Below are 26,896 nucleotides of genomic sequence, written 5' to 3'. Positions count from 1 at the left end.
AAAAGCGTTCAGAGATAAATCCTGAACGCTTTATGATCTTTACTGAGTGAGGTCTATCCGTTTAGCGAGTTTATCCATTATAACGGCTCCGACTAAAAGAGAAGCTAATTCCCCCATAGCTGTTGTAAACCACGTTAAAAAGAAAGGGAGTTTAGCGATAATGGTTAATTCTGCTGCGACCGTAAACATGGTTACTGAGAAGAAGAGGCTGAAATAAAGGAAAGCCTTATTAAACAATCCCCCCAAAAGATAGTCTTGCTTATAGCTGTCAAAGAGGATAACCCCTAAGGTGACAAACACAAGAGTTGACCCACCGCCAACAAGGACGTCAATCATGCCATAATTCAGGGCATTGGAAATCATGCAGCCTAGGGTGACTGCTATAATGTATTTGCGATTGTAAAAGGCCATAAAATTCAGCATTTCAGAAACTCTAAACTGATAAGCCCCATAAGAAATGGCATTCAAGGGAGGGGTGACCGTCAGAGCTACATAGAGAGCTGCGACAAGAGCAATCTGGGTCAGATCGCGGGCGGTTAATGATTTCATTTGATTCTCCTTTGGCGGCTAAACCGCTTATAATATGCTTGACTAAAGGTAGGAAGTGTCAAGGGTTGCTAAAACAACTTCCCCAGTATAGCATATTCTGTCAGAATTTGATATAGTATTCTTATGAAAAAACAACCTATTGCCCGCTTTATTCAAAAAATCATTCAAAATGAGGTGTTCAAATACCTTCTGGCAGGTGTCCTGACCACCATCTTTTATGCCATTTTGCGCATCAGCATCTACCCTATCCTAAACAACGCCACTATAGCAGCCACCGTCTCAAATGTCCTAGCCATTGTCTTTGCCTTCTTTATCAATGATACCTATGTCTTTAATCAAGCCAGACAAGGCTGGCAGGAGCGCTTTATCAAATTTTTTATCGCCCGTCTGTCCACCTTGATATTAGATACCGGCTTGGCATTTCTTCTGGTAGATCAATTCCCGGGCATTATCGGTCAGTTTGTTAACCAGAATATGGCTATGGTCAATGCCATTGCGACCTTAATCGGGCAAGTTCTGATAATGGTAACCAACTACTTTATCAGCAAATTTCTTATCTTTAAAAACAAAAAGTGAGCGCTTCATCAACGCTCACTTTTTGTTTTAGATGAACCCCTGTTCACGCGCCAATCTGACCGCATCTGTTCGATTGCTGGCATTCAGTTTGGTAAAGATACTGGTCATGTAATTTCGGACAGTCCCATTGGATAAGAAGAGTTGGTTGGCAATCTCTTGATTGGATGAGCCCTGAGAAACCAAAACAAGAATCTCCCGTTCTCTAGCACTCAAGGGATTGACTGCAAAGGCCACTTCTTCAACCAATTCTGGAGAATATTCTTTCTGACCCGACAAGACATTGTGAATAGTTGCCATCAATTCATTAGCAGATCGGTCTTTCAAAACGTAGGCGTCTACATGACTGGCTAAGGCCCGCTTAAAATACCCAGGACGTTTAAAGGTTGTCACGATGATGACCTTAAGCTCTTGATGAGCTCGGATCCATTCAAGGACTTCTAAACCTGTTTTTCTAGGCATTTCAATATCCAAGATTGCCACATCAACTGGCTGTTCTGCTAATAGTTGAACAGCCTCTTCGCCATCTGCCGCTTGAAAAACAGCTTCAACATCATCTTCCATAAGAAGCAGCTGACACAGGGCATCTCTTAACATTGATTGGTCTTCTGCCACCAGTAATTTCATCCTACTTCTCCTTCGTTTCTTCTAGCCAGACTTGGACTATCGTGGGATTTTGGCTCGATACGATATCAACCCTGCCCTTAACCAAAAGCAGACGTTCGCGAATGGAAGTCAGCTCTTTTCCTGTAACATCCCCAAAACCGCAGCCATCATCTTTAACCTTAATAACCAAGCCATTCTTTTCATACAGGTCAATCTGACAGGACTTCGCCTGGCTGTGTTTAACAACATTATTGGTTAGTTCCCTTAAAATCATGGTCATTGTTGATTGCATAACCGGAGACAGGCTGTCTAAGTCCAAGTCATGATGAAGCTGAAAATCAATGCTCGTCATGGCAAACATTTCTTGGAGATGAGCAAGCTCTTCACTTGCTGTCCTAAATTTTAAGTTGTTGACAATCTGACGGACATCCTGCATGGACGATCGGCTGGTCTGGTGAAGCTCCTTGAGCTCTCTTTGAACAAAATCATACTGTCCTTTTTCTAGCTGCTTGAGGGCCAGCTCTGTCTTTAAAGTCATCATAGCAAAAACATGCCCCAAGGTATCATGCAGATCACGCCCAATGCGATTTCGTTCATTTTCAGCCATCAGCAGATTGATATAGGCGTTTTTTTGCTCACTCTCTTGCCGATATTTGTCTTTTTCTCTCTCTTGGTAAAGGAAATAGAGCCAGGCAAGGATAAAGGCAGAAACGACCAGAACAAAGACTTTGACACTGATATCTGAACTAAAAAGCAGCTGTTCAACAACCAAAAAAGCTAAAACACCTAGATAGGTTATAAAAGGCCACGATTTGAGTCTTGCTTCAAAGCGATAAATCAATAAATGGACAGGATAAAAAGCGAACCAAATCATATTCACACTGATTTGCAGAGTCATGTAAATAATATAGGCTAACAGATAATACCAAGCAACTGTCTGCAGGACCTTATCATCAAAATGAATGATATAGAGATAAGCGCAGACAAAGGCTAAGGTCAGCCAAAAAGTCCACTCAGGGTATCCCCAAAGGATAATGCCTCCGAATGGAAAGACCAAATAGACAAGACTAATATAATACATCGGATGCGCCCATTGGAGCTTTTTCAACTTATTTAACCTCTGTTTTGTTTTTGATAAAGAGTGCGAGACCCGCTATTATTATCGCATATCCCAGAACAATTAGCAAAGATGTCCAGTTGATCTGACTCTTTTGAGCATAAATCTCAACCAGCTGGTTGACATGATAGGTTGGGGTAACTTTTGAAATAGACTGCATCCAGTCCGGAAAAAGACTGATTGGCATCCAAGAGCCGCCCAAAACAGCTAAACCAAGAAAAGCAAGATTCCCGACAATCGACATCAGCTGCTGGGATTTTATCTGAGCAATTAAAAGACCAAAGGCCAAAAAAACGACACTGGCAATTAAAAGCAAGAGAATGGAGACTAACCATTTTTCCACAGGCATAGAAACCTGACGGTAGAATTTCCCAACTAAGAAGGTCACAGTGATGGAACACAGAAAATAAATAAACACTCGGAAAATTTTAGAAAGATAGTAGTAATAAACCGGTACTGAAGAATGTTCGATATAAGAAAACCAATGACTGGTCCGATCTTCGACTAACATAAAAGGAAAAGAGAAGAAACCAAAACTTGACATGGAAAAAGCTGTCATGGTCAGCATATAGTTCCGAACAAACAACTTTTGTTCTTCTGGCGTGGGAGCCATCTGCATACCCGAATAAAGCAGGAAAAAACCAACAGGCATCCCAATTGCTAAAACAAAGACGCTCCACTGACGCCAAATTTGGATCCATTCCACTTTGATAAGTGCTTTCATTTGTCTTCCTCCCTCGTATTGTCAAACAGCGTATTCAATAAGGTTTTATTCTGAACCTCAATATCTGAAATACGGCAGCCCTGCTCTTGCAACTCCTGCCAAATGGTATCAATCGACTTGGTCATAAAGCTGACCGTATCATTTTTGACTTCCAAATCGTAAATACCGTCCAGTCCTTCCACCGCCTCTAAAAAGTCCTTGGACAGAGTCACCTGTTTTTCCTGCTCGCTGGTTCGCATCGCAAAAGGGGTTGTATCTCGGAGGAGTTTGCCTTGATGCAGCACTAAGATCCGTTCGGCTGTATGTTCCACCTCCTCGATATAATGACTGGAATAAATAATGGTAATGCCCTTAGCTTTTAAAGACTGAACAATCTGCCAAAAACGCTGACGGGTTGAGGTATCCATTCCCGCTGTCGGCTCATCCAAAAACAACATCTGAGGCTGACCAATCAGGCATAGAACGAAAGACAACAAACGCTTCTGACCACCAGAAAGCTTGCCGGCCAGCTGTTTTTTCTGTTCATCGGTAAATTGCAGATAAGCATCAATGGCCTCATCAGACAGAGGATGGCGGGCAATCTCTTTGAAAAAATTCAGCAGCTCAAAAACCTTAAGATTAGAAGGAATCTCATTTTCCTGAGCTAAGACCGCCAGCTGACTCCGCAGCTCCTTGCTTCTTGGCGATTTGCCATTCACTAAAACCTTGCCCTGACTAACCACCTTATCTCCTAAAAGACAAGACATGAGGGTGGTTTTCCCTGCACCATTTGGACCAATCATAGCCAGACAGTCCCCTTTTTCAATAGTGAAGGATATATCTGACAGAATGGTCTTTCCCTTAATTTGTTTTCCCAAATGCTCAACTGTAATCATAAGCTCCTCCTTTGTGCCCACAACTTATATCCTAGAGGCTCCTCTTTGGCGACACCGCTTGTTAACTTTTCATCTTTATTATAAAAAACGGCCGACAAGTGCGTCAGCCCAAAATGTCATCTTTTGACATGACTTTTGTCATGTTTTAAAACAAAAAAAGACTTAGTTCTTCTAAGTCTCTTACGTTTTATTCCGGCGTATCTTCTTTCTTGTCTTCCCGTCTGGACTGGATTATTTCAATTACCGTTCCGCGGCGAGTTTCAAATTCTTTGACAAAGCGTTTTTGATAGCTGGCATTGAAAATGGACCCCATAATCAATATTTTGGCAAAGAAGATAAACCACAACATCAGTACAAATACAGCTACGGACCCAAAAATCCTCAAATTGTCCATCCGATCCATGGCATAATTGACATAGGAACCAAATAAACTGGTCAAGGTCACAAAGACAGTTGTCGTAAAAATACTGCCTGGCAGAATGTAGCGAATCTTACGAATCTTCACATTGGGCAAGATATAATAAAGAATCGCCAAGGCCACAAAAAAGATCAGTGCTGTAACAGGCTGGGTCAAATACATGAGGGCACTGTACAGCTTGTCGTTGATATGATAATTCTCATAGATGAGCCGCAAAATGGTCTTTCCGAAAGTGGACAGTAAAATAGCAACCGTCAAGAATATCAGAATCAGCAGACTGGAGAAGAGACCGACCACGTGACCTAAAATGATGTCTCGGTGATCCTGCACTCCGTAAGCTTTGTTAATCGACTTCTGCAAGAAAATCATACTGCGGGACATGGTCCAGAAACCTGTCAAAATAGACAGCCACAAGAGACTGGTTGAAGGGTTATTGAACGCATTGATAACAATGGTGGCCGTACTATTGTACAATTCTTTGGGCAGATTGTCTCTCATGAAATTTAGAATTTCTGCCGTATCAATATTAAGATAAGGAAAGAGATTGGCCAAAAGCACCAAAAAAGGAAAGATGGTCAGAATCAAGTAATATGCAACAGCGATACTTGATAAATCCATCTCTGAAACCTTATAGTATTCAATAAAATAGTTGACAAAACGGCTATTTTTCAGCCTTTCAAGTAACCTTTTCACAATTCCCCTTAATAACTGCCCTCTTCACCCTGACTCGTCAGAATACGAGGACCATCTTTGGTAATGACAAATTGATGCTCATATTGGCAAGAAAGTCCGCCATCGAGCGTTTTATGAGCCCATCCTGTTTTCGTATCGGTATCAATCTCCCAGGTTCCAGTATTGATCATAGGTTCAATGGTTAAAACCATACCTTCTTTAAGACGCAAACCTCTGCCAGCAGTGCCATAATGCGGAACATTAGGCTCCTCGTGCATTGTCGGTCCAACACCGTGACCCACTAAATCACGAACAACACCGTACCCTTTGGATTCCGCATAATCCTGAATTGCTGCCCCGATATCACCCAGACGGTTGCCTACAACCGCTTGCTCAATACCGCGGTAGAGACACTCCTTGGTAACAGCCATAAGGTCTGCAACTTCCGGTGAAACATTGCCAACAGCGTAGGCCCAGCAGGAATCTGCGATACCGCCTCGGAAAGACTCTGTATAGGTCTTCATTTGCGCCACATTGTTAAAATCCAATTTGGACACATCCAAGTCCGACTTGGCAATTGGTCCGCCTAGAACCATATCAACCTTTAGGAGATCTCCTTCTTTTAAAGTATAATGGCGCGGAAAAGCATGTGCCACTTCATCATTCAACCCGCAGCAGGTGGCGTAGGGGTAGTCCATCAGATGCCCATCTACTCCAATCTGAAGTGGCAAGAAATTATCCTCTTTACAACGCTTGCGAACATACTCTTCAACTTCCCACATGTCCACTCCTGGCTTAATCAAATCGCGTAAGCCAATATGAACACTTGCTATAAAATCACCCGCCTGATCCATGGCTTCGATTTCACGTGCGGATTTCAATGTGATCATTTATTCTTTTCTCCCTTTAATTCAACTTAGTCGTCACAACGGCTTTTGTCACAGCCTGACTGCCGTGGTAAATTTCAAAATCAAGTGTCGCACCACGTCTGTTTTTAGTAATAATCTTGGGTACAATTCTTAACTTGTCATCAATCTGAACAGCCTGTAAAAAGTATAACATCATTTGTTCAATAATGATATTCTTTTTCATTTTTTCAGTCAAAACACGTATAGCGATATCTTTCAGAAACTCTGTTAGAACACCATGCGCCAAATTTCCTGTCTGATCAATCATAGCAGGCTCTACCACAAAATGAAAACCGTCTCGCTCCTCCTGCAGTCTGGAAACAATTTGTTCGCTGTAAGTATGCAAATTGATATGTTGCGTGTCTTGCAGACTCTCCATGACCTGCCGGCGCGTAATAACCCCCAGCAAGCGATAATCCTCACGGACAACTGGAAGCATATCAAAATCCTCAAAAATCATTTTTTGGCTGATATTGGCCAAACTTATAGTCGGCTTAGCAACCACAGGATTTTTGGTCATCAGCTGATTCAGCGACACATTCGGGTCTTTGCCAGCGACATCTCTCATACTGATGACACCTACCACCATGTCATGATCATTGATAATCGGGTAGCGGACATCCTTGTTTTTCTTGATCAGATTATTGTAATCTCTGACGGTATCTGTATCATGAAGAAAGCCATGTTCACTCTTCATTTTATAGACTTCTTCAACAGTTTTGATATCTGTCTTAATCCGCACATTTGATAAGGCCTGATTGATTAAAGTTGCGACGGTAAAGGTATCGTAATTGGTCACCATGACAGGAATGCCCAATTGGTCGGACACCTGACGCACTTTTTCCGAAACGTCAAATCCTCCCGTTATCAAAATCGCATTATGATTTTCCAAGGCTAGTAACTGGATATCTTCACGATCACCGACAATCAGCAGGCCGCCATTGGTCAAATAACGGTGAATATTATCAATGGTCATGGCTCCGATTGAAAATTTGCTGAACTCATGTTGTAAGCCATCTGAACCGGAGACAACTTCTGACTCGCTGATATTAGAAATTTCCTCATAGGTTAGCTTATCCAGACGAACACGAACCTTCTTTTCAACCCGAACCGTGCCGCTGCGAGGGCGGGTCTCTACAATACCTCGGTTTTCAGCCTCCTTAATGGCACGATAAGCTGTCCCGTCGCTGACCTGCAGGTGGTTGGATATACTGCGCACACTGACCCGCTGTCCAACAGTCAGCTTTTCCAGATAGTGTAAAATATCCTGATGTTTACTCATTGTTCCAATCTCCTATTTGGTAGTCATAAGCAAGATAGTCTCGAATTTTGTGACTGTAACGGTCACTCCCCTTGAAACGTTTTGACAAACGAAAACCTGCTTTTTCCGCCACTCTGCCGGAAGCGTGATTTTCTTGATGAACGATAAGGCTTAATCGTTCAAAAGCAAATTCCTGAAAGGACAGAAATACCAGATTTTGAAGCGCTTCTGTAGCCAGTCCCCTGCCCCAAAAGTTCTGATTGATAAAGTAGCCAATTTCGACCTCAGATGCCTTCTCCTTTAAATTTTCAAACCGAATCACACCGATCATCTTATGACTGTCCTTGTCTTCCAAGGCCCATGCTCCCAAGGGATTCTTCATAAAAGAGTGCACCATCAAATAATCACTCTCAGCTCTGCTGCTACAGGCTGAAAACAAAAAAACCAGGTTTTGAGGATTGCTCGCTATTTCAAAAAAATCCTGCCCATCTGAAAAATGAAAGGGGCGCATTCGTAAATGTTCCGTTTCAAATTCTGCAAACCGGGCAAACTGTACCCATCTATCCATATTGTTATAATACAGTTTTTTTCCTCAATCGTCAATATGAAAGACAATTCTCACTAGAGACTTTCTTTGATACACTTAAAAAATCAGCTGCCATAGGCAGCTGATTTAGCTTATTGGTCTAATGAATGCCAGATATCAGCATCATATTGTTCGATGGTTCTGTCTGAGGAGAAGAAGCCTGCTTTGGCAATATTTTGAATGACTTTTCTGTTCCAAAGATCTTGATCTTCATAGTCAGCCAGCATCTCTTCTTTCTTAGCCACATAGTCAGTGAAATCAATCAAGGTCATGAACCAGTCCTTGTTAATCAACTCCTGATAAAGGCGTTCCAAACGCTCTTTATTTCCTAACGCGGTTAACTGATCGCTGACAATAAAGTCAACAGCTTCTTTGATGGCTGCGTCGTTTTCATAGTAGTCTTTAGAAACATACGCTTCTTTGTCATAGAGATCAATAATAGTGTCAGAATCTTTACCAAAGATATAAATGTTTTCTGGTCCAACTAGCTCTGCAATTTCAACATTGGCACCGTCCATTGTTCCCAGAGTCAGGGCTCCATTAAGCATAAACTTCATGTTACCTGTTCCTGACGCCTCTTTAGAAGCTAGGGAAATTTGTTCGGAAATATCTGTCGCAGGAATCAGCTTTTCTGCAACCGTAACATTATAGTTTTCAACCAAATGAACATTGAGATATGGACTGACTTCTGGATCATTATTGATCAATTCAGACAGACACAGAATCAAGTGGATAATGTCTTGGGCAATCGTATAGGCTGGAGCTGCTTTACCACCAAAAATGACGGTTACCTTACGCTGCGGCAGCTGACCATTTTTGATCGCCAAATACTTGTGGATGACATAAAGGGCATTCATCTGCTGACGTTTGTACTCGTGGAAACGTTTGATTTGCGTATCAATGATTGAATGCTCATCCAGATCAATATTCTTATTCGCTTTGAGGTAGCGTTTCAGAGCTAATTTATTTTTAAATTTGATTTCTGCCAGTTTTTCATGAACCGTTTTATCATCTGCAAAGGCCAGTAATTTTTCAAGTTTGGTCGCATCCTCAAGGTAGTCATCACCAATCAGTTCCTTGATATAGTCGGCCAAATCTTGGTCTGCAAATTCCAGCCAGCGACGGAAAGTGATTCCGTTCGTTTTATTATTAAAGCGGTCTGGGTAAAGATCATAGAAAGGTTTGAGCTCTGAATTTTTCAAAATATCTGTGTGCAGAGCTGCAACCCCATTAACACTTGTGGAGAAATGAATATCCATATGTGCCATATGAACACGACCAGATTCATCAATAATCTGAACACGGGCATCCTCATACTGATCACGTACCAGAGCATCCAAACGTTTGATGATGGCAACAAGGTTTGGCACGACTTCCTCCAAGAAGTCCAGAGGCCATTTTTCAAGTGCTTCGGCCAAAATAGTATGGTTGGTGTAGCCCACCATCTTCTGAACAACAGCAACCGCTTCTGCAAAATCGAAACCATGTTTTTCCGTCAACAGACGAATGAGTTCCGGAATAACCAAGGATGGGTGCGTATCATTGATCTGAACATAAGCGTAATCAGCTAAATCATGAAGGTTAGAGCCACGCTGGAGTGCTTCATCAATAAGGAGCTGGGCTGCATTTGAGACCATGAAGTACTGCTGATAGATACGCAGCAATTCCCCTTGTTTATCAGAATCGTCAGGATAAAGGAAAAGGGTCAAATTCTTTTGAATTTCTTCCTTGTCAAAGGTAATGCCGTCTTTAATTAAACCATAGTCAAGACCATTGATATCAAAAAGATTCAGATAATTCTTAGTCTCTTTTTTGTAACCTAAAATGTCAATGCGATCTAATCGTGACTTAAGTGTAAAATCACGGAAAGGCACATCATAACTGATATCTGTCGGTACCAACCAAGAATCATCTTCAATCCAGAAATTAGGCTCTGCTTCTTGCTGGTTGTCTCGGAAGACCTGTTTAAAGAGGCCGCAATGGTAGTTAAGTCCTACCCCTTCGCCATTAATACCAAGTGTTGACATGGAGTCAATAAAACATGATGCCAGACGGCCCAGACCGCCATTTCCTAACGATGGTTCCGGCTCAATATCTTCAATTTGGCTAATTGATTTGCCAGCCCGTGCTAATTCTTCTTTGATATCTTTATAGATGCCAAGGTTGATCAGGTTATTCGATAAAAGTTTCCCAATCAGGAACTCAGCCGAGATATAGTAAACCTTGCGTTTTGAGTCATTCTTAGGTTTATCTTTGGCTGCTTCTTTCACAAAATCCAGAAGACCTACGTAAATGGTCTTATTATCAAGTGCAGCTAATGTTTGTCCCGTTTTAGCCTCGATGTAGTTGGTAAAATTAGTTGTTGTCATTGTCAAGTTTCCCTCTCTGATAAAGTTTTGTAATCTTAAGTAAATACGCTTTTCGTTCTTCTGTCAAATCTTCTGCTTTCATACGCCACTGCCAGTTCCCTCCTACCGTCGATGGGTAATTCATGCGACTCTCAGCGGGCTGATCAAGGATATCCTGCATACTGGCAATAGCCAAATCGCTGACTGTCGAAAAAAGGAGACGCAGCATGGCCCGGCTGACTTTTTCGATAGGCTTGCGATGGGTATAGTCATCAACAAACTCTTGCTGTTCAACCGTTAAATTGTCATACCAGCCATTGACCACCTCGTTATCATGCGTCCCTATGTAGGCAACACTATTGGGAACGCAGCGATGAGCAATATCAATACTCTGACCTGTCACATCATAAAAGCCAAACTCCAAGACCTTCATGCCTGGATAACCTGTATTGCTGAGGAGCTTTCTTGCCTTATCGTCTATATTTCCTAAGTCCTCAGCAATAATCGGCAAGTCTCCAAGACTGGCTTGGACAGCATCAAAGAGCGCTATACCGGGACCAGGTTTCCATTTACCATTTTTAGCAACTTTGGCATCACCTGGAATTTCCCAATAATCTGAAAAACCTTTAAAGTGGTCGATCCGAAGCATATCGTAGAGCTTAAAACTCTCCTTGATACGGTAGATCCACCAGGTGAAGCCCGTCTCCAAATGTTTAGGCCAATCGTAAATTGGATTGCCCCAAAGCTGACCGTCTTTTGAAAAGCCATCAGCAGGAACACCGGCGACATAAAGGGGTTTTCGGTTTTTATCCAGCTTGAAAAGTTCTGGCATGGTCCAGACTTCCACACTGTCCGTTGAAACATAGATTGGCATATCACCAATAATATCAACGCCGTGCTGATTGGCATAGGTTTTCAAATCATGCCATTGCTCAAAGAAAAAGTACTGTGTGACTTTATAGTAATCAATTAAATCGTTGAGCTTGTCACGATAATAAGCCAGTCGCTCAGGAACCCGCTGAATGGCTTCTTTGTCCTCCCACTCTTGGAGAGCCTTGTAATCAAAGTGTTCCTTGATGGCCATGAATTCAGTGAAATCAGGCAGCCAAGACTGATTCTTTTTCTCAAAGTCTCTCAGTTTCTTTAAGTTAGCCGGCCGTCCCAAAAAATGACGGACAGCTTTTTCTAAAATGGGGCGACGAACTTTAAAGAGCAAAGCATAGTCAACTGTTTCTGGGTCTTGACCAAAATCAATATCAGCATAGTCAGCCTCTACCAATAAGCCATCGCGTGACAAAAAGTCAAAATCAATAAAATTAACATTCCCTGCTATGGCTGAAAAAGATTGATAAGGGGAATCACCGTAACTGGTTGATGTTAAAGGCAGAATTTGCCAGCAACTCTGTTCTGTTTCTTTAAGAAAGTCTACAAAATCATAGGCTTCCTTTCCAAACGTTCCGATGCCAAATTTTCCAGGCAGGGAACTGATGTGCATCAGTACACCGCTTGCACGTTTTTCCATAGTTTTTTCTCCCTTTGGCGTTTCGATAATGAAATTATAACGCAAGCGCTTGCGTAAGTCAAGAGCTTCTGAAAATTTTAATCAAAAAAAACCGAGAAATTAGCTTTTCTCAGTTCCTTTAATATTCCGAACACTTTCCCGTTTTTTAAGGGTGAATGGAACAATGACTTTTTCATTTTGCTCCTGATGCTTAATAATGGCCAACAGCTGTCGCAGGCTCGTCCTTCCCAGACTATTGACATTGATATCAAAAGTGGTCAGGTAAGGATGGAATATTTTAGCATAGGTTGAATTGTTAAAAGATACAATAGAAACATCATCTGGCACCTTAATGCCATGATAAGACAGAAGTTGAATAATCTTAACCGACAAGACGTCACCAATCACCACTAGACCGGTGATTCTATTATTTTTTATTTCAGTGATAAACTGTTCCAGAACTTCTGGATCGCGATGGTCAAAGAGAAGGCTGTCGAAGGACGGCAGTTTTAGCTTCACAATTCCTTTCTGGTAACCAATGTACCTTTCCAAAAAGATTTCACTTTCTTGGTCATTGGTAACAAATAAAATCCGCTCATGCCCCATTTGATAGAGGTAGTCAACAGCTGTTTTAGCCATCAGCTGGTTATCATTGTCAATATAGGTTGTTTCGTTGCTATAAGCTACCGGCGCTCCTACAATGACAAAAGGAATTTTATTTTTCATGAGAAAATTACGGACAGGATCATCCTCCTCTGAGTACAGCACTATGAACCCATCCACTCTTTTTTGACGGTGCATCAGCTGCACCTGCTCCTTTAATTCGGTAATGGTATCACTGGTAGCGATGGAAACCGTAAAGTCATTTTTCCGAGCTTCGTCATTGATAGCTGTTAAAATCTCCATGAAAAAGGGGTCACTGGCTCGGTCAGGAGTGATTAAAGGGGGCAAGACCACACCGACACTATAAGTCAGGCCGCTGGCCAACATTTGCGCCGCTAAATTGGGAACATAGCCCAAATCGGACATGGCTTTTTTGACTTTTTCTTTCGTTTTTTGCGAGATGGATGAACTGTCCTTCAGAGCTCGACTGACCGTTGATGGATTGACGCCTGCTTTTTCTGCCACATCTTTAATGGTAACCATAAGAATTCCCTTCCGTTGTTTAATTAGGTCTATTTTACAACAGATGTCAGGTCTTGACAAGGGCAAACGCTTGCTTAGTTTTGATAAATGAGAAAACCGTGCTTTTCCAGCTTTCCATTGATATAATTTTGCCTCATGATTGCATGCTCCGCTGCAATGTCATGAGTCTTTCCTTCATTAAAAATGCAAGATAGGCGCTCATCTCCATGCTGAATGACGAAGGATAAAAGTCCCTTCTCCTCATCAACAAGCTCAAAAGACCTTTTCCCAAAGCTAATCACATCTGCATAAGATTTTCGAAAGGCAATTAGTGCTTTGTAAAAAGCCAAAAGCTCCAAATCCTGATTTTCCGGAAGCCAGGCCATACAGCGACGGCAATCAGGGTCTGCTCCTCCTGTCAGACCGACTTCATCTCCGTAATAAACAGCAGGACTCCCTTGCTGCAAAAAGATGAAGGTCAAAACAAACTTCAGCAGCTCCTTGTTATTACCACATAGGTGTAGGAGTCTCGGTGTATCGTGAGAAGCAGGTAAATTGAACATAACTTGGTTGGCTTGTTCTCGGTACAGCTGCTGATGTTCCGCCAACTGCGACAGCATCCGATTAAGACCGATTTGATGATAGAGGTAATGGCTTAAAATGCTGTCCGTGTAGGCATAATTCATGACTGCATGACATTCATCTCCTTCTAACCACTTTTGGGCCGAATGCCAAATTTCACCGACAATGTAGAAATCCTTCTTAGCTGCATCACAGACCTTGCGAAAATCTTTCCAAAACGCATGGTCAATTTCATTGGCAACATCCAAGCGCCAGGCATCAATGTCAAACACCTCAATCCAATACTTGGCAACCTCTAACAGATAAGCCTTAACCTCTGGATTGGCCGTATTTAATTTAGGCAGATTGCCTGATTGGGCAAACATGTGGTAAGTGGCTCTGACGTGTCCCCTTTTGGAGCGTGTCACCTGCGGAGGAAATTGCTCAATATGGAACCAGTCTTTATAACGTGACTCTTCTCCCTTTTCAAGAACATCCTGCCACTGAGGTGACTCTTCACCGATATGGTTAAAAACAGCATCCAGCATGACCTTGATTCCTCTCTGATGGCAGGCGGTTATGAGTTGCTTCAGCAGCTTCTTGTCTCCAAAGGCTGGATCAATATCAAAATAATCAATGGTATCATATTTATGATTGCTGGAAGCTTTAAATATCGGACAGAGATAAAGACCGTTAACGCCCAAATCAGACAGATAATCCAGTTTATCCATAATTCCTTGTAGGTCACCACCAAAAAAATCCTTGTAACCCGGTTTTCTCTGACTGTCCCAAGTGAGGGTCCCCTCTGGGTCATTCGCTGGATTGCCATTGGCAAAACGCTCTGGGAAAATCTGGTACCATACCGTTTCCTTAACCCATTGAGGCGCCTTGAAAGCATCCCTGTCATGAAGAAAAGGAAGGCGAAAGTAAAGATTTTCAATCTGTAAGGATAGGTCTCCTTCAGCAAAAATGCCATGTTCCGTATAATAGGCGACCTGTCCTTGGGTATCCGTCAGTTTAAAGAGATAAGCCAGCCTTTTTAAAGGAGGCTGGATGGCTATCTGATAAAAATCTTTGTCCAGACTACTGGCTGTCTGTGCCATCGGTTGAGCGTTTAAATACCACCTTTCTGATAAAAGACGGTAAGGATCTCCCCAAATTACTTCGACCTTCTGCAAGTCGTCTTTAGCTGACTGGAAACGAATATGGAGATGCCCGTCATCGTATAAATAGGCCATTTCAGACTCAGGACGATGGTAACAAGCTGCACTATTCATCTAAATCACCTCAATTCTCTCTATTATTTTACTGATTTTTGATAAAAAGGCAAGAATTTCAGCAAGCGATTGCATGTATCGTTCGTTATTTTGTCGGTTACTTATCCTTGTTAGAACTCTTTTTTAAAAATTTTTTAAATTTTTTCAAAAAAGACTTGACTTTTTTTGCAAACGGTTGCATAATATTCTTGTAAGAAAAATTTTTAAAAGTTTCAGGAGGAAACAGCTATGAAAACATGGCAAAAATTAGCAATTGGTAGTGCGAGTCTTGTTCTCGCAAGCAGCTTATTGGTCGCTTGCAGCTCTAAAGACTCAAGCTCTTCAACATCGTCTTCTAAGACCATTAAACTTTGGGTTCCAACCGGTGCCAAAGAATCTTATGCCGCTATCGTGAAAAAATTTGAAGCGGATTCAGACTACGATGTTAAAGTCATCGAATCAGAAGATCCAAAAGCACAAGAAAAGATCAAAAAAGATCCTAGCACTGCTGCTGATGTTTTCTCTCTTCCACACGACCAGCTCGGTCAATTAGTTGAATCAGGAACTATCCAAGAAATTCCTGAACAGTACACTAAAGAAATCACAGACACAGTTACTGAGCAAGCTCTTGCCGGTGCTCAATACAAGGGTAAAACTTATGCCTTCCCATTTGGAATTGAGTCACAAGTTCTTTACTATAACAAGTCAAAATTATCAGCTGAAGATGTTAAATCATACGAAACAATTACCAGCAAGGCCACATTTGGTGCGAAATTTAAACAAATGAACGCCTATGCAACCGCTCCGCTCTTCCTCTCAGTTGGGGACACTCTCTTTGGTGAAAACGGTGAAGATGCCAAGGGCACAAACTGGGGAAATGAAGCTGGTGTTTCTGTCCTTAAATGGATTGCCGATCAAAAAAATAACAAAGGTTTTGTTAACCTAGACGACAACAACGTTATGTCTAAATTTGGAGATGGTTCTGTTGCATCATTTGAATCCGGACCATGGGACTTCTCAGCTGCCCAAAAAGCAGTTGGTAAAGACAACCTTGGTGTTGCTGTCTACCCTAAAATCAATATCGGCGGAAACGATGTTCAGCAAAAAGCCTTCCTCGGTGTTAAACTTTATGCGGTTAACCAAGCCCCTGCTAAAGGAGACACAAAACGTATCGCAGCAAGCTACAAGTTGGCATCATACCTCACTAACAAAGAAAGCCAAGAAAACCAATTCAAATACGAAGGCCGTAACATTATCCCTTCTAACAAGGAAGTACAAGCTTCTGAAGCTGTTCAATCAAACGATTTAGCAAAAGCTGTTATCACAATGGGGTCTTCTTCTGACTACACAACTGTTATGCCAAAACTGAGCCAAATGGCAACATTCTGGACTGAAAGTGCTGCTATCCTTAGCGATACCTATAACGGTAAAATTAAAGAAAGCGACTACCTTGCTAAATTACAACAATTTGATAAAGATTTAGCAGCTGCTAAATAATATCAAGATTTATGAGTGAGGGGAGAAAATCTCCTCGCTTCTTTTTATATAAAGGAGATTGTATATGGCTAAATCAGTGCTATATGATCAAGTATCGGTTCCGCAGGCCTTCAAAGAAGGTGGGATTGATATTAAGCTATCATTTCTTATTATGGGTTTTGCCAACCTAGTAAACAAACAATTCATCAAGGGCTTTTTATTCCTGATTAGTGAGCTGGCTTTCTTAATGGCTTTTGTGACTCAAATCATCCCTGCCATAAAGGGTTTGATAACACTGGGTACCAACACGCAAGGAATGCAGGAAAAGGTCATTGACGGCGTGAAATTTCAGGTGGCTGTTGAAGGTGACAACTCCATGCTCCTTCTCATTTTTGGTCTGGCTTCCTTGATTTTTTGCTTGGTCTTTGCCTATATTTACTGGTGCAACTTAAAAAGTGTCCGTAATATCTACGTCCTTAAAAAAGAGGGCCAAAAAATCCCAAGTTTCAAAGAAGATTTTCTAACTCTGACTAACGGTCGCTTCCATATGACTTTGATGGCTATTCCGCTCATCGGAGTGCTTCTCTTTACCGTACTGCCGCTAATCTATATGATTTGTTTGGCTTTTACCAACTACGACCACAATCATCTGCCGCCAAAATCACTCTTTGACTGGGTCGGTTTAACCAATTTTGGCAATATTTTGACAGGCCGGATGGCGGGGACCTTCTTCCCTGTTCTGTCTTGGACCTTGATCTGGGCTGTCTTTGCTACCGTAACCAACTTTATTTTCGGCGTTATCTTGGCTCTCATCATTAACACCAAAGGATTAAAACTGAAAAAATTATGGCGGACCATTTTCGTTATCACCATTGCGGTGCCACAGTTTATTTCCCTCCTTTTGATGAGAAATTTCTTAAACGACCAAGGACCGCTCAATGCCTTACTGGAAAAAATCGGCTTGATTTCTGATCCGCTTCCATTCCTATCCGATCCGATATGGGCTAAATTCTCTATCATCTTTGTCAATATGTGGGTTGGTATTCCTTTTACCATGCTAGTTGCCACAGGAATTATCATGAACCTGCCAAGTGAGCAAATTGAGGCCGCGGAAATTGATGGTGCCAGCAAGTTCCAAGTGTTCAAGTCCATCACCTTCCCTCAGATTCTCCTGATTATGACCCCATCTCTGATTCAGCAATTTATCGGAAATATCAATAACTTTAACGTTATCTATCTCCTGACTGGCGGCGGTCCAACAAATTCTGAGTATTACCAAGCAGGGACAACTGATTTGCTGGTGACTTGGCTGTATAAATTGACCGTAACAGCCGCAGACTACAACCTAGCTTCTGTTATCGGTATCTTTATCTTTGCCATCTCTGCTATCTTTAGTCTGCTAGCATACACCAGAACATCATCATATAAGGAAGGAGCTGTGAAATAATGAAACGAAAAAAACAATTGCGATTTGCACTGACCTACCTTCTTCTCGTTGTTCTTTCACTCATCTGGCTTTTCCCAATCATTTGGGTGGTCCTGACCAGTTTCCGTGGAGAAGGAAGTGCTTATGTCCCTTACTTCATCCCGAAAACCTGGACCTTGGACAACTACATCAAACTCTTCACCAATTCTTCCTTCCCATTTGCCCGCTGGTTCTTAAATACACTGATTGTATCGACTGCGACCTGTGTTTTATCAACCTTTATCACGGTATCAATGGCCTACTCTCTCAGCCGAATCAAGTTCAAATTTAGGAACCGCTTTTTAAAAATTGCACTGGTTCTCAACATGTTCCCAGGCTTTATGAGCATGATTGCTGTTTACTATATTTTAAAAGCGCTTGGACTGACGCAAACTCTGACATCACTGGTCTTGGTTTACTCCGCCGGAGCTGCCTTAACTTTCTATATCGCCAAAGGTTTCTTTGATACCATTCCTTACTCTCTTGACGAGTCGGCGATGATTGATGGAGCAACCCGAATGGATATCTTCTTTAAGATTACCCTTCCTCTGTCAAAACCAATCATTGTCTACACAGCACTTCTGGCCTTTATTGGACCATGGATTGACTTTATCTTCGCCCAAGTTATTTTGGGAGATGCTACCAGCAAATACACGGTTGCCATCGGTCTCTTCTCCATGCTTCAAGTGGATACTATCAATGACTGGTTTATGGCCTTTGCTGCTGGTTCTGTCCTAATTGCAATCCCGATTACCTTGCTCTTCATCTTTATGCAGAAATATTATGTTGAGGGCATTACAGGCGGATCCGTGAAATAAAAAGTAAGGAAATAGATTATGACAACTTTAAAACTTGATAAGATTTACAAAAAATACCCCAATTCAACTCACTACTCCGTTGAAGACTTTAATCTTGACATTAAAGACAAAGAATTTATCGTCTTCGTTGGTCCATCTGGATGTGGCAAATCAACCACACTCCGTATGATTGCAGGGCTGGAGGATATTACAGAAGGCAGTTTCTATATTGACGACAAACTCATGAATGATGAGTCTCCCAAAGACCGTGACATTGCCATGGTTTTCCAGAACTATGCCCTCTACCCACACATGAGCGTTTACGAAAATATGGCTTTTGGGCTTAAACTTCGTAAATATAAAAAAGATGACATTGACAAACGGGTTCGAGAAGCGGCTGAAATCCTCGGTTTGACAGAATTTTTGGATCGAAAACCAGCAGACCTATCCGGAGGACAAAGGCAGCGGGTCGCTATGGGACGTGCCATCGTCCGTGATGCTAAGGTCTTCTTGATGGATGAACCTTTATCAAACTTAGATGCTAAGCTCCGTGTTTCCATGCGGGCAGAAATTGCAAAAATTCATCAGCGCATCGGAGCGACCACTATCTATGTAACCCATGACCAGACCGAAGCCATGACACTGGCAGACCGCATCGTTATCATGAGTGCTACAAAAAATCCTGAGGGAACAGGTACCATTGGCCGTATTGAACAGATCGGCACTCCTCAGGAACTTTACAATGAACCTGCCAACAAATTTGTGGCTGGCTTTATCGGAAGCCCAGCGATGAACTTCTTCGAACTGACCGTTGAAAAAGATCGTCTGATCAGCCCTGACGGCTTTGAACTGGCACTTCCCGAAGGGCAGGAAAAAATCCTTGAGTCAAATGGCTTCTTAGGCAAAAAAGTTATTTTTGGTATTCGTCCAGAAGACGTTTCCAGCAAGGAAATCGTTCACCAAACCTTCCCGAATGCCAATGTCACAGCCGAAGTTCTGGTTTCAGAGCTCTTGGGCAGCGAAACCATGCTTTATGTCAAAGTCGGAAATACCGAATTTGCTTCCCGTGTTGATGCCAGAGACTTCCATAATCCAGGGGAAAAGGTTAATCTAACCTTTAACATAGCCAAGGGACATTTCTTTGATCCTGAAACTGAAAAACGCATAAAATAAGGATGTTTCTCTTGGCAGCCACCAGATTAACATCTGGTGGCTTTTTAGCTCAAAAAAGGTCTGGAGTTGTACTGCCCCCAAAAAGTTAGACAAAAATATTAGTGAAAGGATTTGGTTCTGTACTGGACAGGACTAAGTCCTTTTAGTTTTGCTTTAATACGTTTGTTGTTGTAGTAAAAAATATAATCAGTGATGGCTTGTTCCAAGTGTTCCAGTGACTTGAAAGTCTTCTCAAATCCGTAAAACATCTCTGTTTTCAAGATACCAAAGAAAGACTCCATCATGCCGTTATCCGTGCTGGTTCCTTTGCGAGACATGGACGGACGGATGCCTTTCCTGTCAAGAAAATGATGGTAAGTTTCATGCTGGTATTGCCATCCTTGGTCACTATGGAGGATGGTATTTGGGTAAGCTGCTTCAGGAAAGACCTTCTCAAGCATAGACTTGACCTGCATGAGGTTGGGAGAGCGAGATAAGGTAAAATCAATAATTTCGCTGTTATAGCCATCCAGAACAGGCGATAGATAGAGTTTCTCAGAGGCATCTGGCAGAGCGAACTCGGTCACATCGGTATAACACTTCTCAAAAGGCTTCGCCCCCTCGAAGGCCCTGTTAATCAGATTAGGAGCTTTCTTGCCCACATCCCCCTTATAAGACTTGTATTTCTTCCGCTTACGGATGCGAGCTGATAAGCCTAGCACCTGCATCAGGCGTTGCACCTTTTTATGATTGATAACATAGCCACGGTTGCGTAGTTCCAGGTAAATCCTGCGATAGCCATAATTGCCCTTGTGTTCCTCAAAGATAGCTTGGAGATCAGCTTTTAGTGCTTTGTCTTTGTCCTCTTTAGCCAGCTGTTTGAGCTGGTAATAGTAGGTGGCACGAGCTAACTGAGCTGTTGTAAGAAGAAGGTCTAGTCGGAATCCTCCATTGACCATTTCTCTAACTGTTTCTGCCTTTCGCGCGCTAAGGCTTCGTCCCTCAGGCGCAATTCCCTCAACTTTTTTAGATAGGCATTCTCCGTTCTAAGCCGTTCATTTTCTTCCTGGAGTCGCTCCAACTCCGTCATCTCTTCCCAGGTTTTCTTTGGTTTACGCCCCATTTTTGGTGGCCTCCCTCTTGTTTTCTCAAGAATAGTATACCCCTTTTTCTTGTATTGTGCTATCCAGTTTGGAAGAGTTCCTTGATTTGGTAGAGCGTACTCAAGTGAGACTGATAGACTTGACTGTTTCTTCAGAAGTACTTTATCAATCATTTCCAGCTTGAGTTCTGGAGGATAATAGGTGTTCTTCCCTTTCTTGACAATACCTATTCCATACCGGTCCATCAATCGAATCATATATTTAATGCCGGATTCTACGATATTAAACTGTTTTGACAAGGACTTACTGGTTTCACCATTTTGTCGTAGCTCATAAATTCGAACTTTATCGTCATAACTCAATTTCATAAAAATAACACCCCAAAAGTTAGATTTTTTCTGTCTAACTTTTGGGGTGCGGTTCAAGTTAACTCCAGACCTTTTTCCCGTCTTTAATCTTCAATCAGCTGAATATCAGCACCCAGCTCTGTCAGCTTTTCAATAATGTTTGAATAGCCTCGCAGGATAAACTCAACATTGGTAATCTCGGTACGTCCTTCAGCCATTAGGCCGGCAATGACAAGGGCTGCTCCGGCCCGTAAATCAGTTGCCTTGACAGGTGCCCCTGACAGGCTATTGGGAGCTTCATAGACAATCTGGCCACTCAGCACAGAGATTTTCGCGCCCATTCTTGCCAATTCAGCAACATGATTGACCCGCTTCTCGTAGATGGTATCACGGATATTACCTCTGCCCTGTGTCCGCAAAAGGAGGGGGGTAATAGGCTGCTGCAGGTCTGTTGCAAACCCTGGATAAGGGGAAGTCTTGATAGACACCGATTTGAGTTGATCTTGTTTTTCAACAAAGATACTGTCTTCTTCGACAGTCATCCGAACGCCCATTTCTTCCAGCTTTGAAATAAAACTTTCCAGATGTTCATAAAGAACATTACTGACCTTGACCCCTTCACCGATTGCAGCCGCCATAGCGATATAGGTTCCTGCTTCGATACGATCAGGGATGACTTGATGACGAGTGCCATGAAGCCTTTCAACACCTTCAATGGTAATGATATCCGTACCAGCACCGCGAATATGGGCTCCCATATTATTCAAAAGGGTAGCCACATCAATAATTTCGGGTTCACGCGCCGCATTTTCGATGACTGTTCTGCCCTGCGCTCGGCTGGCGGCTATCATGGTATTGATGGTTGCTCCGACACTGACGGTGTCCATATAGATATGTGTCCCTTTCAAGGGATTCCCATCTGTCGCCAGACGCATGCTTTCGCCTTGGTAGGAAACTTTGGCTCCCATCGCTTCAAAAGCTTTGAGATGGAGGTCGATTGGACGAGGTCCTAAATCACAACCACCTGGCAGCCCGACAACTGCTTGCCCAAAACGCGCTAACAAACTGCCGTAAAAATAATAGGACGCCCTGAGACTGTTAATTTTTCCGTAGGGCATGGGAACATCCTGAACACCACGAGGGTCAATGGCCAAAGTCTCACCTTCTCGCTCGACCTTGGCTCCCATCAATTCCATAATATCAATCAGGCTGTCAACATCACTGATAGCCGGAACACCGTCTAAGATAACAACATCTTCTGCTAGTATAATCGCCGGTATTAAGGCCACAACACTATTTTTTGCTCCAGAAACAGCGACTTCTCCCTTTAAAGGATGGCCACCATTAATCACAATTTTTTTCATTCATTTAAATACTTTCTCTAAAGTTCAGCCTGTCAATTCTACCATAAAAAAGGGATTTTTTCAATATTCCCCAACAGAAAAAGCGTCAGAAAAACCGGACCAATCTTCTGCGATCAAGGAAATAACTAAATATCATTAATTTTAAAGAAGGGCGTTCCTGAAAGATTATCCATTGGATCGGTTGATTTAATACTGTAAAGGTAATCAATCGAATACCAGCCATTATTGCTGGCATGATCCGGGTCTAAAACATAGGTCATATTGTCCCGATAGTCTTTTAGCACAATTTCATGAGTCCAGCCTGGGACAACAAATCGGCTTGCACCAACGGCTGCTGCGACATAGTAACCATTTTTCAAAGCCTGTGTCAGACTGTCTTTAGAAGATAAGCCCTGCGCCGACAGGCCCCAATTAGCTGCTGCATGGAGAATGCCGTTGCTGGAGGTGCCGCCGCCTAGGCGATTAAAGTCCAGGCTGTTATAGTGAAGGTAGTTAGCCACCTGAGTCGGAAGGACTTCTTGCCCTTTCAGAGCTGAAATGATCATAGCCATAGAAGTCGGCACACAGCCTGATGAATCCATATTGTAGAGACCATAATAAGTTGTTCCCCAGCGAGGATCATTTTGAGAATAGTAAGGCGCGGCATAGGATGATTTCGTCACATGGAATGTTGCCGCCTTAAGCGGAATCATCTGTCCCTGATAACGCTGATAAAGGTGGAGGTGATAGAGGCCTGTTCCTGAGTGCTGCTGCGTATTGATATGACCGCTCATAACTGACTCTTCAGCAGAAGCTTGATACCAGCGAAGGTCATCTTGGTCATTTTGATCAGACCAAACAGCATAAAGGAGATCCCCTTCTCCGGACGGATTAGCGACTCTTAAGCGATAAGTGCCAGTACCTGTATAAGTGATTTTTATTTGGTTGGGAATCGCTTCTAAGGTCACCGAACGGTTAGCCAGTCCTTGCAGACTGCCATCGTTTTGTTTTAGATAAACATGGATTTGATAGAGGCCTGATTCATACTGATGGTTTTCAGAGTTTACCGTCACCTTATAACGATTGTCCGTTTGAAGCATCGCCTGATACCAGACAATATCATTTTGACCAGACTTCTCGCCCCAGACAGGAACCAAGACCTCTTTTAAGCCCATAGGTGCCTTTATATCTGAAATCAAGACCTCAAAGCTGCCATTTTCCTTGCTTACATTCTCAATGGTGACGGTTGCCGAGGGTTTAGGAAAACTGACTGATACGCTGGTGCCAGCAATTGGGACAACACTGCTTTTGCTCTTTAACTTGTAATAAACATGAATATTGTAATTTCCGCCTGAATAGTTATGACGGGCAGGATCTACCGATAGCATATAGCTGCTATCATCTTGTCGCTTAGCAGAATACCAGATCAGATCATCTTGACCAGCGGCTTCTGACCAGACCGGAACCAGAACCTCATCCAGTCCTCCCTGAGCTACAACCTCCGAAACCTTAATCACAAAACCACCTGTTTCAGTATTTTGTTCTACTATGGCGACCTTTCCAGAGGGCTTTCGTTCTGGTATGATGAGACTTGTTCCTAAAACTCCCCGTAACTGATTATCCATCTCTTTATAATAAACATGGATATGATAAAGACCCGTTGAAAACTTGTGGTCTGCCATAGAGACTGAGAGCCTATAAGTACCATCATTCTGCTGGTTTGCTGTATACCATCTAATATCATCTTGATTGTTGACATCAGACCAGATGGGGAGAAGAACCTCTTTAAGACCCTTTTGATCCGTCACATTGGAGAGAACCAGTTCAAAACTGCCCTTGTTATTGTCCTGATTGAGAATATTAAGCTCCCCTGTGGGCGGTAAGGCATGAACAGTGGTGCTGGCTGTCGTGACACCTCTTAATTGATTGTTAATCAAGTAGTAAAGATGAATTTGATAAAGGCCAGTTGAGAATTTATGATCCTTGATAGCCACTGAAACGCTGTAAGTCCCATCCGCCTGCTTTGAAGCCGTATACCAGATAATATCGTCCTGACCGCCTGTCTCTGACCAGATGGGAACAGCGACTGAGCTTAGACCGCTCGGAGCAGCGACTTCTTTAATCACCACATCAAAACGGCCTAGTTCATCTCTTTGATTAAGAATCGTCACTTGGCCTGAGATAGCTGTTGAATTGACCGCCGCTCTTGGCTCAGGACTGCTTTCAACTTGGACCCTCGAACTGGTCTCGGGCTGACTCTGCTTCTGACTTGAGACAGCCATGGACTGACTAGAACTTGATGATGTCAGTTCTGTTTGGCTTGCCTCCTCGGACACATCAGCTGGATTGATCCTTGGCACCTCTTCGGCTACCGAAGGCTGACTGCTGATCTGGGACTGGTCTGTCTCAGGGACCGTTTCAGCGGCTGCCTGATTATTGTCAGTTTCTGCCGCCTGCTCACTGACCACCGTCAACGAAGGTTGTTCCTCCACGGTAACACTTTGGTTTCTTGTAACCGATGTCTCCTGATTAAGGTCATCGGCTAAGGCTGCTACTGTCCAAAAACTTCCCAGAATGACGGTTGATACCAGCAAACTTTTTAAAATGCGCGTCTTTTTCATGTTTTCTCCTCATTGTTATCGCTACTCTTATTTTATGATATTCTGGGCTATAAAACAATCTACCATTCATGAAAAAAAGTAGGTTTCCCTACTTTTTACTGACAATAGCTTTTAAATCCTCTACCTTATCCAATTTTTCCCAAGGCAGATCAATATCGGTCCGGCCCATGTGGCCATAGGCTGCGGTTTGTTTGTAAATCGGCCGATTGAGGTCCAACATTTGGATAATGCCTGCTGGCCGGAGGTCAAAAATCTGACGGACAGCTGCTTCAATCTTGCCTTCGGAGACTGTATTGGTACCAAAGGTATCCACCCGTACCGATACAGGACGGGCCACTCCGATGGCGTAGGCCAACTGCACCTCTGCCTTGCTGGCTAGACCTGCTGCCACGATATTTTTAGCGATATAGCGGGCTGCATAGGAGGCGGAGCGGTCTACCTTGGTCGCATCCTTACCAGAGAAGGCACCGCCACCATGACGGGCATAACCGCCATAGGTATCAACGATAATCTTACGGCCTGTCAAGCCGGAATCTCCCTGCGGGCCACCGATGACAAAGCGACCGGTCGGATTGATGAAATACTTGGTTTTTTCGTCCAGATATTCCGCAGGAATAACTGCTTTGACGACTTTTTCTATCACATCTTGATGAATTTGCTCATTGGTCACATCTGGATCATGCTGGGTCGAAATGACAACCGTATCCACTCGAGCTGGTCTTCCATTCTCATCGTACTCGACGGTCACCTGTGACTTGGCGTCTGGACGCAGGTAGGAAATGGCACCTGATTTGCGCAAATCCGCCAATTTTTTCACCAGCTTATGAGAAAGTGAGATGGGCAGCGGCATGAGTTCAGGCGTTTCATCTACCGCAAAACCAAACATGAGCCCCTGATCACCTGCACCAATCAAATCCAGCGGATCTTGATTGGCATCCTCACGCACTTCCAAGGCTTCATTGACCCCCTGAGCAATATCTGGTGACTGCTCAACCAGTGACGGATGAACTCCGACAGATTCTGCTGCAAAACCGTATTCGCCCTTAGTATAGCCAATCTCAGCAATGGTATCACGCACAATTCGGTTAATATCCACATAAGCCGTGGTCGAAATTTCCCCAAAAACATGGACGCTTCCAGTGTAAACAGCCGTTTCAGCTGCCACATGAGCATCTGGATCCTGAGCCAAAATGGCATCCAAAATCGCATCGGAAATCTGGTCTGCAATCTTATCCGGATGTCCCTCCGAAACCGACTCAGACGTGAAAAGTTTACGTTCTGACATAAAAATGTCCCCCTTTTAAGAAAATCGTTTGCCAACAAGCAGCCGTTTGGAAAGACAAACAGCTGTCAGTTGACTGTTCTAGGTTAAAAAGTTACAAAGAACTGACTAAAATCATCGGTCTAGACCTTCTTTCAGTCACCTTTTCGGGACTCATTAACTGTTTTAGTATATCATGTTTTCACGATAAATTGGGAAGAATCACCAAAATTTCTATTAGAATTTAGAAT

General features: G+C 42.8%; 22 protein-coding genes and 1 riboswitch. Of the genes, 5 read left to right on the top strand and 17 right to left on the bottom strand.

The features are described 5' to 3' along the window. Positions 1-39: 39 nt before the first annotated feature. On the bottom strand, positions 40-549 hold the full coding sequence (locus A3GY_RS0100870) for a QueT transporter family protein (protein ID WP_018029503.1): 510 nt from the start codon (positions 547-549) through the stop codon (positions 40-42). After that, positions 547-644: riboswitch (PreQ1 riboswitch) on the bottom strand. Its footprint overlaps the gene before it by 3 nt. A gap of 28 nt (positions 645-672) precedes the next feature. Here A3GY_RS0100870 and A3GY_RS0100865 point away from each other — a divergent pair. Next, positions 673-1,125: a GtrA family protein gene (locus tag A3GY_RS0100865; protein ID WP_018029502.1), complete on the top strand. Its 453-nt coding sequence runs from the start codon at positions 673-675 to the stop codon at positions 1,123-1,125. Between the two features lie 27 nt (positions 1,126-1,152). On the opposite strand, the gene A3GY_RS0100860 is transcribed toward A3GY_RS0100865, so the two are convergent. From A3GY_RS0100860 to A3GY_RS0100805, 12 genes are all read right to left on the bottom strand, one after another. After that, positions 1,153-1,749, bottom strand: coding sequence for a response regulator transcription factor (locus A3GY_RS0100860; protein ID WP_018029501.1), 597 nt, complete (start codon positions 1,747-1,749; stop codon positions 1,153-1,155). 1 nt (position 1,750) lies between these two features. Continuing rightward, positions 1,751-2,809 carry a sensor histidine kinase gene (locus A3GY_RS0100855; RefSeq protein WP_018029500.1) on the bottom strand — a complete coding sequence of 353 codons (1,059 nt, stop codon included), beginning with the start codon at positions 2,807-2,809 and terminating at the stop codon, positions 1,751-1,753. A 28-nt stretch (positions 2,810-2,837) separates the two neighbouring features. Further along, complete coding sequence (locus A3GY_RS0100850) at positions 2,838-3,569, bottom strand: ABC transporter permease (RefSeq protein ID WP_018029499.1); 732 nt, start codon at positions 3,567-3,569, stop codon at positions 2,838-2,840. Beyond that, a complete protein-coding gene (locus tag A3GY_RS0100845) occupies positions 3,566-4,444 on the bottom strand; it encodes an ABC transporter ATP-binding protein (RefSeq protein WP_018029498.1) in 879 nt (292 codons plus the stop codon). The genes A3GY_RS0100850 and A3GY_RS0100845 overlap by 4 nt, the downstream gene beginning before the upstream one ends. A gap of 187 nt (positions 4,445-4,631) precedes the next feature. Next, positions 4,632-5,555: a YihY/virulence factor BrkB family protein gene (locus A3GY_RS0100840; protein WP_018029497.1), complete on the bottom strand. Its 924-nt coding sequence runs from the start codon at positions 5,553-5,555 to the stop codon at positions 4,632-4,634. An 8-nt stretch (positions 5,556-5,563) separates the two neighbouring features. Continuing rightward, on the bottom strand, positions 5,564-6,424 hold the full coding sequence (locus A3GY_RS0100835; RefSeq protein WP_018029496.1) for a methionyl aminopeptidase: 861 nt from the start codon (positions 6,422-6,424) through the stop codon (positions 5,564-5,566). 16 nt (positions 6,425-6,440) lie between these two features. After that, positions 6,441-7,724, bottom strand: a complete 1,284-nt coding sequence (spxR, locus tag A3GY_RS0100830; RefSeq protein WP_018029495.1) for a CBS-HotDog domain-containing transcription factor SpxR — start codon at positions 7,722-7,724, stop codon at positions 6,441-6,443. Further along, positions 7,717-8,271 (bottom strand): GNAT family N-acetyltransferase, encoded by a 555-nt coding sequence (locus tag A3GY_RS0100825; RefSeq protein WP_018029494.1) that lies wholly within the window; start codon positions 8,269-8,271, stop codon positions 7,717-7,719. The genes spxR and A3GY_RS0100825 overlap by 8 nt, the downstream gene beginning before the upstream one ends. Positions 8,272-8,381: 110 nt before the next feature. After that, positions 8,382-10,658 (bottom strand): glycogen/starch/alpha-glucan family phosphorylase, encoded by a 2,277-nt coding sequence (gene glgP / locus A3GY_RS0100820; protein ID WP_018029493.1) that lies wholly within the window; start codon positions 10,656-10,658, stop codon positions 8,382-8,384. After that, positions 10,645-12,159 (bottom strand): 4-alpha-glucanotransferase, encoded by a 1,515-nt coding sequence (gene malQ, locus A3GY_RS0100815; protein WP_018029492.1) that lies wholly within the window; start codon positions 12,157-12,159, stop codon positions 10,645-10,647. Before malQ ends, glgP begins: the two co-directional genes overlap by 14 nt. Before the next feature lie 99 nt (positions 12,160-12,258). After that, on the bottom strand, positions 12,259-13,284 hold the full coding sequence (locus tag A3GY_RS0100810; protein ID WP_018029491.1) for a LacI family DNA-binding transcriptional regulator: 1,026 nt from the start codon (positions 13,282-13,284) through the stop codon (positions 12,259-12,261). 74 nt (positions 13,285-13,358) lie between these two features. Beyond that, positions 13,359-15,101 (bottom strand): glycoside hydrolase family 13 protein, encoded by a 1,743-nt coding sequence (locus A3GY_RS0100805; RefSeq protein WP_018029490.1) that lies wholly within the window; start codon positions 15,099-15,101, stop codon positions 13,359-13,361. A 228-nt stretch (positions 15,102-15,329) separates the two neighbouring features. Here A3GY_RS0100805 and A3GY_RS0100800 point away from each other — a divergent pair, with 228 nt between their 5' ends. From A3GY_RS0100800 to A3GY_RS0100785, 4 genes are all read left to right on the top strand, one after another. Next, positions 15,330-16,577 (top strand): extracellular solute-binding protein, encoded by a 1,248-nt coding sequence (locus A3GY_RS0100800; RefSeq protein WP_018029489.1) that lies wholly within the window; start codon positions 15,330-15,332, stop codon positions 16,575-16,577. Positions 16,578-16,641: 64 nt separating this feature from the next. Then, positions 16,642-18,003 carry a carbohydrate ABC transporter permease gene (locus A3GY_RS0100795; RefSeq protein WP_018029488.1) on the top strand — a complete coding sequence of 454 codons (1,362 nt, stop codon included), beginning with the start codon at positions 16,642-16,644 and terminating at the stop codon, positions 18,001-18,003. Then, positions 18,003-18,839, top strand: coding sequence for a sugar ABC transporter permease (locus tag A3GY_RS0100790; RefSeq protein WP_018029487.1), 837 nt, complete (start codon positions 18,003-18,005; stop codon positions 18,837-18,839). Before A3GY_RS0100795 ends, A3GY_RS0100790 begins: the two co-directional genes overlap by 1 nt. Positions 18,840-18,857: 18 nt before the next feature. Next, positions 18,858-19,991: an ABC transporter ATP-binding protein gene (locus A3GY_RS0100785; RefSeq protein ID WP_018029486.1), complete on the top strand. Its 1,134-nt coding sequence runs from the start codon at positions 18,858-18,860 to the stop codon at positions 19,989-19,991. 98 nt (positions 19,992-20,089) lie between these two features. On the opposite strand, the gene A3GY_RS09985 is transcribed toward A3GY_RS0100785, so the two are convergent. The 4 genes from A3GY_RS09985 to metK all read right to left on the bottom strand — a co-directional run bounded on the left by A3GY_RS09985 (position 20,090) and on the right by metK (position 26,669). Continuing rightward, positions 20,090-21,441 (bottom strand): IS3 family transposase gene (locus tag A3GY_RS09985; protein ID WP_111703029.1). Its coding sequence is split into 2 segments (ribosomal slippage): positions 20,090-20,982 and positions 20,982-21,441, totalling 1,353 coding nucleotides; the frame shifts between segments, so codons are not numbered across the junction. Between the two features lie 83 nt (positions 21,442-21,524). After that, on the bottom strand, positions 21,525-22,784 hold the full coding sequence (gene murA / locus A3GY_RS0100770; RefSeq protein WP_018029483.1) for a UDP-N-acetylglucosamine 1-carboxyvinyltransferase: 1,260 nt from the start codon (positions 22,782-22,784) through the stop codon (positions 21,525-21,527). Between the two features lie 125 nt (positions 22,785-22,909). After that, the gene (locus A3GY_RS09550) at positions 22,910-25,384 is read right to left on the bottom strand and encodes a GBS Bsp-like repeat-containing protein (RefSeq protein WP_018029482.1); all 2,475 of its coding nucleotides are present in this window, start codon (positions 25,382-25,384) and stop codon (positions 22,910-22,912) included. Positions 25,385-25,472: 88 nt separating this feature from the next. Beyond that, the gene (gene metK, locus A3GY_RS0100760; protein WP_018029481.1) at positions 25,473-26,669 is read right to left on the bottom strand and encodes a methionine adenosyltransferase; all 1,197 of its coding nucleotides are present in this window, start codon (positions 26,667-26,669) and stop codon (positions 25,473-25,475) included. Between the last annotated feature and the right edge of the window lie 227 nt (positions 26,670-26,896).

The organism is Streptococcus ferus DSM 20646, assembly GCF_000372425.1.
Lineage (GTDB): Bacteria > Bacillota > Bacilli > Lactobacillales > Streptococcaceae > Streptococcus > Streptococcus ferus.
Note: the sequence above shows the minus strand (reverse complement) of the source record. Positions and strands in the feature narration are given on the sequence as shown.